Origin of the sequence: Paenibacillus lignilyticus, from assembly GCF_017942085.1 — a bacterium.
Taxonomy (GTDB): Bacteria; Bacillota; Bacilli; order Paenibacillales; family Paenibacillaceae; genus Paenibacillus_Z; species Paenibacillus_Z lignilyticus.
In genome coordinates this window covers 1-13978 of record NZ_JAGKSP010000006.1, presented here as the reverse complement: position 1 = coordinate 13978, position 13978 = coordinate 1, and the positions used below count along the sequence as shown (strand labels likewise).

Genomic DNA, 13978 nt, shown 5'->3' with positions numbered 1-13978 from the left:
ACGTTGGCTCGTTTTCGTCCGCTGAAGCGGACACACTTTTCATGACCTGCGGCCACACGGCTTACTGTCTTTACAAGGGCAAAGAACTTAGCTCTGTGCTTCAGCGTCTTGGTTGTAGGCGGTTATGATTTTTTGGACAAGACTGTGACGCACGACGTCTTGTTCGGTGAATAAGATAAAACCGATTTCCGGGATGTTGGCTAAGATGCGCTGTGCTTCGATGAGTCCTGAGCGCTTGCCGCGCGGCAGGTCGATTTGGGTGACGTCTCCGGTAATGACCATTTTGGAGCCGAACCCGAGCCTCGTCAGGAACATTTTCATCTGCTCCGGAGTCGTGTTCTGTGCTTCGTCCAAAATAATAAATGAATCCTCAAGCGTCCGTCCGCGCATATAGGCGAGCGGCGCCACTTCAATGAGACCTCGCTCAAACGCCTTGGTCGTTTGGTCCGGACCAAGCACATCATGAAGCGCATCGTAGAGCGGCCGCAAATACGGATCAACCTTCTCTTGCAAATCGCCCGGCAGGAATCCGAGATTCTCGCCCGCTTCAACGGCAGGACGGGTCAGCACGATCCGTTTGACTGAGCCTTCCTTCAGAGCCGCCACGGCAAGCACGACTGCCAAATACGTTTTACCCGTACCGGCCGGACCGATACCGAATACGATATCCATCTTCTTGATCGTTTTGACGTAATGGCGTTGACCAATCGTTTTTACCCGAATCGGTTTACCGCGAAACGTAGTCGTAATTTCCGCTTTGAAGAGATCTAGCAATTGTTCGGCCTGCATCGTCTTGGAGAGATCCAAGGCGTATGCGATGTCGCGCTCTGTCGGCGAGTATCCGCCTCTTATAAGCTGCTGCAAAACGGTATAAAGCTGTTCAATAGAATCCACCTCGGACGTTGGTCCTGAAATGGAGATCTCCGCATCGCGAGACATAATGTCCGCCGATGTCTGCTGCTGGACTAATCGCAGGAATTTATCCTGCGGGCCTAGCAGAGCAAGTCCTTCCGCTGCGTTTGCAAGTGGAATTTTGGCTACTTTGAATTCATTTTGCAAAAATACTCAATCCCCTTGCATCTGAACTAACGGTCTCTCTATCGCAATCGACTGATCCACCTCAAAAAGCACTTTCATATAAACTTTACCATTCTCCGTCTTTTCATGCAAAATGTTTTCCGCCAGCACCTCTGCATCAGGCCCAACCTTCGCTATTAAATCGGCTCTGGCCTGCTGAATGCCTTCCGCTTTCGCTTCTTCCACGCCGACGGTTTGGTGCTCCATTCGGACTTCCATGATTGTCTCTTTCATTCTTCCAAACGGCATTTTCATCGTCCGCCAAGCTGCCTTCTCCTCCTGCTTGATGCTCTCGTACATCGCATAAGGCGGTTTGCCAAACCCGCTTACCTTAAGCGCTCTTCCGGCCACGACAGCATACCAGACGACCTTCTTCTCGCCTGTATAGACCTTCATCGTCCGCTCGAGCGGAGAAACGATATCGTACTCATGCCATACGACTCCCTTTACGACGCCTTTTGCGACTACGGCAGCCGTATTATTCTCATCACCCAGCAAGCCGGATATGAGGATGTCTCCTTGCTTCACCCTCATATTGCGTTTGACGACCGGCTTCCCGGTCTCAGCCAGTATTTTGGTGACAACGGCATCTGTTGACGCCACGAGATGGCGCGGGTTCTGAGGGATTTTAGGCGTCGCAACCGAAGACTCCACCACTTGGATCGTGATGCGGGTCCCTCGCTTCTCTACGCCAACCCAAGCCGCTCCGGGCAGCTGCTGGGCGAGACGCTTGGACAATACGGAGGCATCATCAAGCCGGAATGACCATTGAAAGGGATACAGCCCCTCCTGCTTGGCCACCTGAAGAATCTGCTCTTCCGATAAACGGTTGTTCCCCTTCACGTCAATGGACCAAACGAGCGAAGAGAGCAAGTACATCCCAACGAAGAAAAGGACGAGCCCCGCCGCAAAAAAAACGCGTCTCCGCACACGCAGCAGCCAGAACGGCAGTCCTTGTCTGGAGGTGACGTGAATGCGACAGCCTGTCTCTTTTAAAATCGGGCGAAGCCGGAAGAAGTCATTGACCTGCAGAAAGCAAACAAGCTCGCGATCGTTTGTATGGCGAATAGACCATAATTGCAGCCCTTTCGCGAGCGCAGCGTTCACCAGCTTTTCTATCGCGCCGCCGCGCACACGAATTGATACAAATCCGCGGAGCCACTGCATCCATGTCGCATTCATTACAATTGCCCCCTATTCTCGCACTTCGATATGTTTAATAACCCCTTCTATGAACACTTCTTCTGTCCAAATCGTACGAATAACCAGCTCGCTGCCCGTCACTTCCAATTCTCCTTTGCTGAGCGCAAGCCGCAGCTTGTCGCTGGAGAAATGCAGTACGCCGCGGTGATTCTCGATGTATAATTGGCGGTCGCCGATCATTGTTAATCGTGGCAAATCCATTACGACATCCGGCGGCAGATCCAGCAGATCCGCAGCCATCTTGCGCAGTTTGCGATTTAATCGGCGCATGCAGGCAGAAGCCCCCTTCCCGTACTGTACCAAATTATGCGAGAGCGGCCCCAAATATGAGGAATATGGGACTTTGCATACCGAGCAAACACAAAAAAACCGACCCATCGGGTCGGTTCCGCTTCATTCGGCTCCATACAGCCAATTGCTATTAATTCGTTACTTGCGCAGCGGCCGCTTCGAACGCGGTGCACCGAGCACTTCCGCCAAAATAAATGCGCGGCGCAGCTCATCGCCCTGCGGAACGCGGAAACTCTCTGCTTGCTTCGGCTGCTCTATGTGAGCCGCTTTGGGAAGCGGCGCTCTGTCATTCCCGCGAACCGGCGGCACGGTCCGCCGCAACAGATCCGTATCCGCATACTCTGCGCTAACGCCTTCCTCACCGCTCGAATCGAATTTCGACTTATACACGCTTTGTCGCGGCTCCGGTGGCAGCTCTACAGGCCGCTGTTGGATTTGCCTTCTCTGCGGCTGTTCAGGACGCGCATCGATTGGAGGCGCACCGGGCCGTCTTATAGGAGGCTCTCCTCCGAAAGACGGCATCCGATTGGTTGGATTGCTCGCATTGCCCGGCTTGCTCCTCATTTTGTTGAGGAGCGTAAGCAAGAAACCTATGAGCACGATGACGACGTAGATGTTGGAAACCAACAGCTTGATCAGCTCATTCAAACGCTCACCCCCTTCAGATTATCGTTGTCATCTCAAGTATGGGCCAGCGATTAACGTTCTTCTTTATCCGGCGTCGACGAGTCGGTTTTGCCAATGGAGTTACGCATGCTGGTATCGGCTTCGATGTTCTTGAAATTCATATAATCGAGCACGCCGATCTTGCCTTGCTTGAGCGCTTCTGCCATAGCCAGCGGCACTTGAGACTCGGATTCCACGACGAGTGCGCGCATCTCTACTACGCGCGCTTTCATTTCCTGTTCATGCGCAACGGCCATCGCTCTGCGCTCCTCGGCTTTCGCCTGTGCGATGCGTTTGTCCGCCTCTGCTTGCTCCGTTTGCAAATGCGCACCGATATTCTTGCCTACATCCACATCCGCGATATCGATGGACAAGATCTCAAATGCCGTTCCGGCATCAAGACCTTTCCCAAGTACGGTCCGCGAAATCAAATCCGGATTCTCCAAGACATCCTTATGCGAATCCGAGGAACCGACTGTCGTAACAATCCCTTCGCCGACACGGGCAATGATTGTTTCTTCACCGGCACCGCCGACGAGTCTTTCAATATTCGCACGAACCGTAACACGTGCTTTAACCTTTACTTCAATCCCGTTCTTCGCAACTGCCGCAACGGTTGGTGTCTCAATAACGCGCGGGTTAACGCTCATTTGAACGGCTTGCAGTACATCACGGCCTGCCAGGTCAATGGCAGCAGCACGTTCAAACTCAAGCTCAATGTTCGCACGCTGCGCGGCAATCAAGGAGTTGACGACACGGTCAACGTTACCGCCCGCCAGGAAGTGACTCTCTAACTGATTAATCGTCAGCCCAAGACCGGCCTTCGTGGCTTTAATTAACGGATTGACGATTCGGCTGGGAACAACGCGGCGCAAGCGCATCGCAACGAGCGTGATGATCCCGACTCGCACTCCGGAAGCAAGTGCAGAGATCCAGAGCATAATGGGGAAGAAGGTTAGAAATACGGATAATGCGATGACCGCTAGCACTACAATAATCACAATCGTTACAGTTGGATCTAATGTCATGTAAACCCCTCCTATTAATTAGTTCTTCTCATCCAGCTGGCCAACGACGACTCGAGCACCTTCGACTTTAATGACCGTTACATCAGCCCCGGATGGAATGAATTCACCTAATGTGACAACATCAATCCGGCTATCGCCAATGCGAATGGTTCCTGCTGGCCGCAGTGGCGTGAGTGTCTTGCCATTCATACCCAGATACGATGTTTTGCTTGCCGTCGAGACATACCCTTCAGCCGTCGTCAGCTGGTCGCGAAGAATGAATTTATTCCATATCCCCCGATGTGCAAAACGTTTGGCGATGATATACACGATAACACCTGCGACGATGACAGCCACGATAAGAGATAAACCGGCTGACTTCGGATTCGGCGCCGCCATCAGCACGCTCGCAATTAACGATATGGAACCAAGTATGCCCAGTATGCCGAAGCTTGGTACGAACAGCTCCGAGACAAGCAGCAAGATCCCGATAATAAACAGGATTACGTCCTCAAGTCCCGCAAAGCCGACGATGTAGTGGCCGAAGAAATACAATCCGAAGCCAAGGACGCCAATGATTCCCGGAGCACCGAACCCCGGCATCATCAATTCAATCGTAACGCCCGCTATCCCGATGATCAGCAGCAGCGTCATGACGATCGGAAGCGTTAAGAACTGTCCGATCCGCTCAAGAACACCAGCCTCATAATTGACAATGTTCGGCTGCGGCAGATTCAGCTTCGCAAGCGCTTCGTCAACTGTTGCCGCTGTATGCTCCGAATAGCCTACTTTCAGCGCGTCTCCGGCTGATAACGTAAGAATATCGCCTTTGGCTTTCGTGCGCCCAAGAGAGCTCAATTCAAGCTCCAGATTCGGATTCACCATGGCTGCTGCAATATTTGGATCGCGGTCGTTCAGCAGTGCTGCCGCTTTCATCTCTTCCGTCCAGAAGGAAAGCGTCTTCGGATTCGTGACTAACTCGCCGGATTCATCCACAACCGCTGCCGCACCGATCGTACTTCCGGGCTGCATGATAATCTGGTCTGCGTTAAGTGCAATGTATGTCCCTGCCGAAACGGCTTTCCCTTGCACATATACCGTTGTCGGCACCTTACTCGTTCTGATGAGTTCTCCGATCTCGAGAGCGCTGTCCAGCCGCCCTCCAAGTGTATTGAGAACGAGCAGCATGTGTTTAGCCTTAGCATCTTCAGCTTCTTGATAAGCCCGCTCCAGTGTTTTCTGCAATCCGGATTCAACGGACTGCTTCACTTTCACGACGTATACGGTCGAGCCTACCGATGCGCTGTCTGAGTCACCCGCTGCGGCAAAGGCCGGGATCGCCATCGCCAACATGTAAAGCAGCGCCATCAGAGCAGGCAGCACCATTTTCAATCTCCACCTATGGGCTTGCTGCACGCCAGTCCCTCCTTGTACATTAACAAGCTTTTACTTAAGTTACTGTTACGTACATGACACCAATTCGTTTCAGTTATTAATGGCTCGCTTCCTTCAGACGAACTGCGGTCCAATCGGTTCGATAGAACCTCACCATCACGGCTATGCCGAACACCATGAGGAATGCGTAGAGCGCAAGCCACGCCCCCATACTGCCCCAATGAAAGACGAAGATGAACACATAAGCAAGCGGAACGAATATAAACCAACTTACGACGAAGGAAACGCGAAGCAGGAATGTGGTGTCGCCGATTCCGCGAAGGCCGCCGGCATAGAAGTTCAGAAGTCCATCGAAGATTTGCAGGAACGCAGACACTTGAATCAAATACGCTGCAAGCTTATACACCTCGGGATCATTCGTGTAGAGATGGGTAATTTGTTTGGCGAAAATAAATTCGACCGTACCGAGCAAAATAAGAAAGATCGAGCCTAATATCGCGGTATCGGTACCAACGCGGCGTCCTTTGAGCGGGGTGCCTTTGCCCACATGCTGACCGACAAGAATGGTCGCGGTTGAACCGAAAGCAAATGCAGGCATGAAACCAAAGGACATGATGCTTAATGCGACTTCATTGGCAGCCAGCGCATGATCGCCGAGCCTCGCCACGAATGCAGTAAAGATGTACATCGAGATGCTTAGTGAAAACTCTTGAATACCAAGTTTTCCGCTCTCGATCATAAGCAGCTTCATTTCCACCCACTGGATGGCGAAAGCAATGCGACTGCGGGTGTGATATTTCTTGTGAAGCACGATGAAGAAGATAAAGACACAAATAAGCGTTTGCAAACCTTCACCGATTAATATGGCAATTCCGGCTCCCGTCAATCCGAGATCAGGCATTCCCCAGTGTCCGAAGGTCAACGTGTACGTAAGATAAATAATCGGTACATTGACGAGAAGCGATACAACCATGGACAATTTGGTAGCGCCTATTCCGCGCAGAAAACCATGGAACGCGAAATTGACAATACCGAAGGACATGGCATAGAACCTCAGCTCCAGATAGAAGTCGCCGGTTTCAACCAGTTCCTTGGAACCGCCGGTCCAGCGCAAAATATCATCTGCTCCGACCCAACCGACTACAGCAATCAGCACTGCAAAAATGAGACACATGTACATCGCGATGTACGTACGCTGAATGCCTTTCTTCATATCGCCTGCGCCGTGATTCTGCGCGACTAAATAATTGACGGTGTGCCCGATACCGGAAAACAGTGCGAAAGCGTTATACATGATGATGTTGGACACGCCTACGATGGCAATGATGAGTGCGCCAAGCTGTCCGACCAAAATCAAGTTAATGGTACCGGTCATCGTCATACTAGCAAATGAGACAAGCGATGGAATAGCTAACAATAGAATTTCTTTCCAGTTACGCAACATGCTGCAAAATGCCTCGTTTCTATAGGTTAGCCTCAATTTTGGGCTACTTTGGGCAATTGGTCAATAGGTCTTGATTGGAGTAAGCGCAGATATAACGAAAAAACACTCCCCGTAAGGGGAGTGTTTGGCTGTCAGCCTATGTTTATTGCAGAAATTGCTGCACAAATGTGTTTACTAGTTTACCATCAGCACGCCCTTTTGTTTTAGGCAAAAGTGCGCTCATGACTTTCCCCATCTCGGCTTTGGAAGAAGCACCGGTTTCCTGGATGGTCTGCTGAACAATCAACTTGATCTCTTCTTCGGTCAGCTGCTGAGGCAGGTATACACTAATAATTTCAATTTCTGCTGCGACATCTTTCGTGAGATCGTCGCGGCCGGCTTTCTGAAATTCTTGGAGGGAATCTTTACGTTGTTTGATCTCACGACTTAGGATATCAAGCACTTCCGCGTCTTCGAGTGGACGTTTCAAGTCGATCTCCAAATTCTTGATAGATGCTCGTATCATTCGAATTGTAGTGAGCTTGAATTTATCCTGACTCTTCATCGCTTGCTTCATATCGTCGTTTAATCGTTCGCTAAGGTTCATTGTGGAAGGATCCTCCTAAAACTTTCTCTTACGCGCAGCCTCGGACTTCAACTTACGCTTGACACTAGGCTTCTCATAATGCTTGCGTTTCTTCACCTCGGCCAATACGCCATCCTTTGCGATGGTACGTTTGAAGCGGCGGAGTGCAGCATCGATCGTCTCGTTTTTGCGAACTTTTGTTTCAGACACCAGTTTTCCCTCCCTCCGAATCAGACCGTCCAGTAAAAGTTAACACGGTTCATCAAACTAAATTATATGTTATAAGGAAAGGCAGTGTCAACTTGAAAGGCTATGCTATTTTTATACACTTACCCAAGAGGCTTTAATTTCTCTCCTCCGAGCAGGTGAAGATGCAGGTGAAACACGATTTGTCCGCTGTCGCCGTTACAGTTATTGACAAGCCTGTAGCCGGATTCGGCAACCCCGAGCTCCTTCGCTAGCTGGCGTGCAACAGCGAATAATTCCGCCATAACGGCGTCGTCCTCTTCCGTAACATCATTCATCGTCGGAATATGTTTCTTCGGAATAATCAGTGTATGTACAGGTGCTTGCGGCTGAATGTCGTGGAAAGCGAGTACGCGCTCATTCTCGAACACTTTGTTCGAAGGAATGGCTCCTTCTATAATCTTGCAAAATATACAGTCCATGACTCTGCTCCTTTTCACGAGTTTACAATTCTTCGTCCATCATAGCGAAAAATAAAGGGCAAGTCCAATTCGGAATGACGGTTGTTGGACATGCAAAGAGCCAGCACCCCGTAGAAGGCCGGCTCTAACCGAAACGGATAAACGATCGCGATTACCAATAATATGGAAGCAGCGACAAGCCAATCAGCGCGCCAAGCGGAAACACTTGTCGAACAAACCGGCGGCGCGGGAAGAATCCGCCTCCCGGGAAGAAACCGCCACCGGGAAAGAAACCCCCTCCGCCAGGGAAGAATGCGCGATCCATATGCGGTCCGCAATAGGGAACGGCAATGCAGACGCACTCGTCGTCGATATGCTCGACGATACCATCGCAGCACCAGCCGTCATGTGTCTGCACAAATACATACCGGTGCATATGATCTTGACACATTTTTTTCATTTCATGCTTTTCCATCGGTTTATTGTCGTGTTTTGCCGGCATTACAGCCGTTGATTGCTTGGGCATTGGCTGATTGGGCATCGGCATATTGGGCATCGATTTGTTAGGCATCGATTTATTAGGCATCGACTTGTTAGGCATCGATTTGTTTGACATCGGCTGGTTAGCCGTTTTGCCAACGGGCGACGTTGAAACCTTCTTTTCCATGCGATTCATGACCTCCTTCATTCTCCTACCATGATATTCGCCCGTAGGCAAATGGCGCCTTCGCGCGCGAAAAATGGGCTTTTGTCCCTTAATAAAACCGATGCCGAATCGGCAAGTCTATCAGTCAGAAATGAGATAGATTGGCCTCAAACAAGCGGCGTATAATGTACAAGGACATAAGTTGCCGAGGGAGGATCGGACGAGCTGCTCGTCACGCTGCAGACCTTGCATGCAAAAACCCGGCGGCTTGTCACTAGGAGGAGATCGGAAATGAATGTTGCCATTATCGGCGGCGGACTTGCGGGATTGACCGCTGCCGCATACTTGTCAGAGCAGCCCGGCGTCACAGGTGTTCTATTCGAGCGAAGTCCGCAGCTTGGCGGACGCGCATTCACGTATGAGAAGGCCGGCTTCACGCTAAACTACGGGGCGCATGCCATTTACGGATTGGATCGGCATACCTTGTCGGTCATGGAACGTGAGCTGAATTTGGATTTCAGCAGCAAACAGGTGGACAAACGCAAAGTGATGTACGAGAAAGGCGAACATTTGACGCCTGCTCCGCTGGATTTTGTTAATCTGGTCAAAACAGATTTATTGACCGCCATGCAGAAAGTCCGATTCGTCGGTGAGATTACGGCCATTATGGCGAACATTCACCACATCAAGCATTACGCAACGCTTGGCGATTACTTAGCGGAATCAGGTGCCGCTGAGGATGTGAAGGAACTGTGGGAACATCTGGTGTGCAGCAATTTTTTCATTACGCCTGAGGATGCTCGCCGTGTGCCGGGTACCGTCATCAGCGATTATTATCATAATTTGTTTCTATCCCACCGTCCTGTGAACTATGTGCTGGGCAGCTGGGCGGTCATTACGAATCAGCTGCGCGACAAAATCAATGCGTCCGGGCGCTGGACGATCGCGCTTCAGGAAGGCGTTGACGGCATCCGCTATGAGCAGGGCAAATACGTGCTGAGTACTAAAGCGCGAGAAGAAACCTTCGATCGCGTCATATTCGCAATGCCGATTCAGCAGGTCGTCAAGCTGCTGCGCTGCACGCCTTGGGAACCATTCTTGGCACCGTATGAGCAAAATACGGCAACCGAAGTCATGGTCTATGACGTTGGGCTAAACCATGTTGTAGCAAGGCCTTTCAGTTATATAAGCGATATGAACCATAAGCTGTTTATTTCGGATGTATCGGCCACCGACCACACCTTAGTGCCGGAAGGCGGGCAGCTGCTGCAAGGCATCGCCTACTTAAGCGATGAGAGCAGCAGCGATGAAGACCGCAAAGCCTACTTGGAAGAGCGCACGCAGCAGATGGAATCCTTATTCGACCGCCATTATCCGAACTGGCGTGATGCCGTAGCCGTGAAACGGGTATCGAAGAAAGCAATGGTCCAGAGCGTGAAGAACATTGCCAGCAACCGTCTTGTTCCTAACCGCATAGAGAGCATGCCCTTCTACTTCTGCGGAGATGGCTGTGAAGGGAAAGGCGAGTTGGCCGAGCGCGCTTTCTCAAGCGGTCGACGCGTAGCGGAGCGGCTTGCAGAGGAATTATCGCAGGTGCACGCAACGAAGCCAAGAAGACATGCTGCGGAGCTGTAGAAAGGCGTGCAGGCGGTACCAGTACGCCATAGGATAGATAGATAGATAGATAGATAGATAGATAGATAGATAGATAGATAGATGACAAAACTTTTTCTTTGTCGTTGCTTATTCGAAAACCGATTTTCAGACGAAGGTTGATATTGAGATTATTTCGAAGGGCATAAAGAATTGAGGAATTGAAAAAAAGGCTGTTCCCTCGATGCGTTGTCGCACTTGGAGAACAGCCTTTTTGCTTTTTGCATTAGATTACTTGCCAAACATAACATTCGCCGGCTTGTTCATAAATTCCACCAGCTGCTTCCCGGAATTGACCCACGCTTCATCGACAAGGATCGTCAGCGAGGTCGTTTCGGAAATCGTATCATGCTTGAAGGTGGCCATCTCTGCCGCGCAGGCTTGATTGACGGCTAATAATGATTTCAAATAGATTCGTTCCTCATCGGTCAGCGGGCCCGTGTGATTGCCGAGCGTCTGCAGCGATTTCTCCGCTTGCTCCAGGAATGTAGCCGCATTGCGTTTCGTCACCGGGAATGGAGTGCCGCTTGAGGTCTCCGCTTCTTTGATAAAGGTCGTGACAGCAGAGCTCTTATTGTACGCAGCGATCAGCAAGCTCTTGGCTGCCAATCGGGTCGGGATATCCTGATGCTTCAGCAAATCCTCAAGTCCGGCCGTCACTTGATCAAAATAAAGTTTGGCGTCATTGCCGGACTGCAGAATCGACGTCCCGCGGCTTACCCGCACATCCTTTTCATGTTGAATCGTACGACTGTATAGAAACACATTGCCGATTAAACTGAATGTAAGCAAAATAAGGACAACTGGCGTGAAAATCGGTCGTTTTGGCTTGTGCTCCTCCACGGTGTTACCTCCAAAAGATTAATTCATATTAGGATTGGCGCTTACGCTTGGTTTGTCCGTAAGGGCCCTCCATTAAGGTAGCGTTTTCCGCTCGCGAATGCAACCGGAATGGAGCAACGTTAACAGATCCGTCACATCGTTTCGAGTTCCACGCGGCTGCCTCGACCTGACGGCTCAGACGGTGTAACGATTAGCCGTCTCGGCAGGCGTGCCCGAAGCTCTGGTACGTGACTGATTACGCCGACGGACAGCGTATCGTTATGCAGCTTCTCGAGCGCGGTAATAACCGTATCCAGCAGCTCCGGATCCAGTGTCCCGAAACCTTCGTCCAGGAAGAAAAATTGCAGCGGATATTTGCCGCGAAGCTGAATTTGACCGGAAAGCGCCAGTGCCAAAGCCAGCGAGGCCAAGAAGGTTTCGCCTCCGGAGAGGGTCGAAACCGGGCGGCGAATGCCGCCGTTGGCGTCATCTCGGATGACAAAACCGCCGCCGGAATCGACTTCAAGCGCATATCGCCGCTTCGTTAAGAAGCTGAGCCGCTCGGAAGCCGCCCGGCATACTTGTACCAGCTGTTCTTCTGCGACATATTCGACGAATGCATTCCCGCGGAAAACCGTTTGCAGTGACTTCAGTCTGCCGCAAAGCTGCTCCATCTCCAGACGTTTTGCTTCCAAGCCGTTCCACCGCTCCTGTTTCGCTTTCAACTCGTCCATATCCCGTTCGGCTTTAGCCGAAGCTTGCAGCATACTCTCGTTCATCGCGCGGCTATGTTCAAGCAGCTCAACCGTTTCCAGCCATTCGTCTTCCGTTTGGCTGCGTCCTTGCAATTGATCACGGAGCAGCTCTATCTGAGCGGAAAGCTGCTGCTGCGCTTCATGGTACTTCGCGATATCTTCTTTGATACGAGGTTGATGAACCAGCATCGGCTGTAGAGCAGTAACTTCCTCACTGTTCTCAAACGGGGATGCCGCTAGGGTTTCCTGCCATGCTGCGCTCGTTTCCTTCTGTCTGGTGCCGGCTGCGATTTCCGCCTCTTCGGCAGCGCTCCGCTGCTGCGCCGCTTCCGACAAAGCTTGCTGTGCGGTTTCGTGCCGATCGGTTAGCGACTTCAGATTCGCTCGCAGCCTAGACAATTCTTGTTCTGTTTCCGTAATTAATCCTGCTGCTAAGACTCCGTTAGTAATGCTATGCAATTGGCTGCGTTTCTCGCCTAACTGCTGCTGCTGGCCGGCAAGCGTTGCCGACAGAGTCGCGAATTCCAGCTGAGCCGCTTGTGACTTGTTCGCACTTTCTTGCTGCGTCCGCGTCGTATCCTCGATGTAACTGACGCTCCGCTCAAGGCGGCTTCGCAATTCAAGTGCAGCTGTTTCACGACGCTCCAGCTCTTGAAGAAGCTCATCCCCTTGCGACGGCTGCAAGGCGGCTCCGAATTGCTCCAACCACAAAGCTTGTTCCTGCTTCAATTCCTTCGCGCATTGCTCATATTGAACCTGCGCGCGATCCGAAAGCGCAGCTTGGGTGCGATAGTCGTTGGCGTACTGTTCACTTATTCGAGTGGCTTCCGTGAACCGGCCTCGGCTGCCGGCAAAACCTTTCTCCGCACTAGCAAGCCAGTTTTCGTGCATGGCTATCATTTCAGCAATTGCCTTAAAGGCGGCTTGATGTGCTGCCAGTGCTTCGGCAGAAGCTACGTCATCCGATGTAAGCCGTTCGGCGACCTCGGCTGCAGCAGCAGCCTCCGGCATTGCTTTATCTAACATCTTCGTCGAACTGAAATCAGAATCAATAGAGTTAGAGTCATCAGATCCCGAGTCTAACGAAGGCGAAACATTTGAAACCGAATCGATCGTATCGGTTAGTCGATCTAATGCAGTACTAGCTTTAGTATGCAAGGGTGATAGGCGCAGTTGCAGCTGCTGGGCTTGTTGGGTCACCAGCTCCCATGCAGCAAGCACCGTATCGCCAGCGGAAGCTTGATCCTCGGCGGCAATCCCATGATTACCGGGGTGTACACATGAGCCGCATACAGGACATGGTTCGCCTTGCGTCAAGCCTTCCGCCAGCTGCGAAGCCAGCTGTAACCGCTGCTGCTCGCGCTGCTCCCGGCGGACGCGTTCCACCCACTGCGGCAGCGACCGGCTCCATTCACTCAGCTCATGGTTCAAGCCTGTCAAAGAAGCATATACCGGCTTTAATTGCCGGAGCTGTCCGAGAAGTTCGCTCGCCGCTTGACGCTGCTCGGCTTGCGCCGTTTCCATCCGAAGCTGCGCTTGGTTGTGCAGCTCAACCGCAGCGTTCCGTTCTGAATGAGCAGCCGAAGCTTGAGCATGCAAGTGATTATGCTGCTGCAGCCTCTTGCTCAGCGCATTGCGCTTGTCCCGGTCCGCGGCGGTAAGCTCCACCGCCTTCAGCTCCCGGCGCAGCTCGCCCTGCTTGGCCGATGCCTTGCCAAGCATCTCTTGCGCTTTCGCAGCCTGCTCGCCGTAGCTGCGGCTGCGCTCTTCCGCCTCTCAGGCGCGCAGCTCGCCGTCCGCGACGGTT

Annotated in this window: 15 protein-coding genes; 2 read left to right on the top strand and 13 right to left on the bottom strand. The window is 51.7% G+C overall.

Annotated elements, in window-relative coordinates:
• Positions 1-87: 87 nt before the first annotated feature.
• From I8J30_RS15850 to I8J30_RS33140, 11 genes are all read right to left on the bottom strand, one after another.
• The gene (locus I8J30_RS15850) at positions 88-1059 is read right to left on the bottom strand and encodes a PhoH family protein (RefSeq protein WP_210659310.1); all 972 of its coding nucleotides are present in this window, start codon (positions 1057-1059) and stop codon (positions 88-90) included.
• A gap of 6 nt (positions 1060-1065) precedes the next feature.
• Positions 1066-2259 (bottom strand): sporulation protein YqfD, encoded by a 1194-nt coding sequence (yqfD, locus tag I8J30_RS15845; RefSeq protein WP_210659308.1) that lies wholly within the window; start codon positions 2257-2259, stop codon positions 1066-1068.
• Positions 2260-2271: 12 nt separating this feature from the next.
• A complete protein-coding gene (yqfC, locus tag I8J30_RS15840) occupies positions 2272-2550 on the bottom strand; it encodes a sporulation protein YqfC (protein WP_090979929.1) in 279 nt (92 codons plus the stop codon).
• Between the two features lie 159 nt (positions 2551-2709).
• Positions 2710-3219 (bottom strand): hypothetical protein, encoded by a 510-nt coding sequence (locus I8J30_RS15835; RefSeq protein ID WP_210659306.1) that lies wholly within the window; start codon positions 3217-3219, stop codon positions 2710-2712.
• A 50-nt stretch (positions 3220-3269) separates the two neighbouring features.
• Positions 3270-4265 (bottom strand): flotillin-like protein FloA, encoded by a 996-nt coding sequence (floA, locus tag I8J30_RS15830; protein WP_210659304.1) that lies wholly within the window; start codon positions 4263-4265, stop codon positions 3270-3272.
• An 18-nt stretch (positions 4266-4283) separates the two neighbouring features.
• Positions 4284-5660 (bottom strand): NfeD family protein, encoded by a 1377-nt coding sequence (locus I8J30_RS15825; RefSeq protein ID WP_338044874.1) that lies wholly within the window; start codon positions 5658-5660, stop codon positions 4284-4286.
• A gap of 76 nt (positions 5661-5736) precedes the next feature.
• On the bottom strand, positions 5737-7083 hold the full coding sequence (locus I8J30_RS15820; RefSeq protein ID WP_210659302.1) for an MATE family efflux transporter: 1347 nt from the start codon (positions 7081-7083) through the stop codon (positions 5737-5739).
• A 142-nt stretch (positions 7084-7225) separates the two neighbouring features.
• Positions 7226-7669 carry a GatB/YqeY domain-containing protein gene (locus tag I8J30_RS15815; RefSeq protein ID WP_091219679.1) on the bottom strand — a complete coding sequence of 148 codons (444 nt, stop codon included), beginning with the start codon at positions 7667-7669 and terminating at the stop codon, positions 7226-7228.
• 15 nt (positions 7670-7684) lie between these two features.
• Positions 7685-7858, bottom strand: a complete 174-nt coding sequence (rpsU, locus tag I8J30_RS15810) for a 30S ribosomal protein S21 (protein ID WP_090573672.1) — start codon at positions 7856-7858, stop codon at positions 7685-7687.
• Between the two features lie 119 nt (positions 7859-7977).
• Complete coding sequence (locus tag I8J30_RS15805) at positions 7978-8316, bottom strand: histidine triad nucleotide-binding protein (protein WP_210659299.1); 339 nt, start codon at positions 8314-8316, stop codon at positions 7978-7980.
• A gap of 151 nt (positions 8317-8467) precedes the next feature.
• Entirely contained in the window at positions 8468-8962 is a 495-nt protein-coding gene (locus I8J30_RS33140; RefSeq protein ID WP_240548123.1) for a hypothetical protein, read from the bottom strand.
• A gap of 270 nt (positions 8963-9232) precedes the next feature.
• Between I8J30_RS33140 and I8J30_RS15795 the strand changes: the two genes are divergently transcribed.
• The gene (locus tag I8J30_RS15795) at positions 9233-10576 is read left to right on the top strand and encodes an FAD-dependent oxidoreductase (RefSeq protein ID WP_210659297.1); all 1344 of its coding nucleotides are present in this window, start codon (positions 9233-9235) and stop codon (positions 10574-10576) included.
• A gap of 249 nt (positions 10577-10825) precedes the next feature.
• On the opposite strand, the gene I8J30_RS15790 is transcribed toward I8J30_RS15795, so the two are convergent.
• Together I8J30_RS15790 and I8J30_RS15785 are read right to left on the bottom strand one after the other, a co-directional pair.
• Positions 10826-11437: a hypothetical protein gene (locus I8J30_RS15790; RefSeq protein ID WP_210659295.1), complete on the bottom strand. Its 612-nt coding sequence runs from the start codon at positions 11435-11437 to the stop codon at positions 10826-10828.
• A 131-nt stretch (positions 11438-11568) separates the two neighbouring features.
• Positions 11569-13770: an SbcC/MukB-like Walker B domain-containing protein gene (locus I8J30_RS15785; protein WP_210659293.1), complete on the bottom strand. Its 2202-nt coding sequence runs from the start codon at positions 13768-13770 to the stop codon at positions 11569-11571.
• Here I8J30_RS15785 and I8J30_RS15780 point away from each other — a divergent pair.
• On the top strand, positions 13759-13978 hold a 220-nt coding region (locus tag I8J30_RS15780; protein WP_210659291.1), incomplete at its 3' end, for a hypothetical protein. The two genes, I8J30_RS15785 and I8J30_RS15780, sit on opposite strands and share 12 nt — an antisense overlap.

Excerpts from the sequence above, each read along its gene's own strand:
- yqfD (WP_210659308.1), bottom strand. The coding sequence starts at position 2,259 with ATGAATGCGACATGGATGCAGTGGCTCCGCGGATTTGTATCAATTCGT.
- yqfC (WP_090979929.1), bottom strand. The coding sequence starts at position 2,550 with ATGCGCCGATTAAATCGCAAACTGCGCAAGATGGCTGCGGATCTGCTG.
- floA (WP_210659304.1), bottom strand. The coding sequence starts at position 4,265 with ATGACATTAGATCCAACTGTAACGATTGTGATTATTGTAGTGCTAGCG.
- I8J30_RS15820 (WP_210659302.1), bottom strand. The coding sequence starts at position 7,083 with ATGTTGCGTAACTGGAAAGAAATTCTATTGTTAGCTATTCCATCGCTT.
- I8J30_RS15815 (WP_091219679.1), bottom strand. The coding sequence starts at position 7,669 with ATGAACCTTAGCGAACGATTAAACGACGATATGAAGCAAGCGATGAAG.
- I8J30_RS15805 (WP_210659299.1), bottom strand. The coding sequence starts at position 8,316 with ATGGACTGTATATTTTGCAAGATTATAGAAGGAGCCATTCCTTCGAAC.
- I8J30_RS33140 (WP_240548123.1), bottom strand. The coding sequence starts at position 8,962 with ATGGAAAAGAAGGTTTCAACGTCGCCCGTTGGCAAAACGGCTAACCAG.
- I8J30_RS15795 (WP_210659297.1), top strand. The coding sequence starts at position 9,233 with ATGAATGTTGCCATTATCGGCGGCGGACTTGCGGGATTGACCGCTGCC.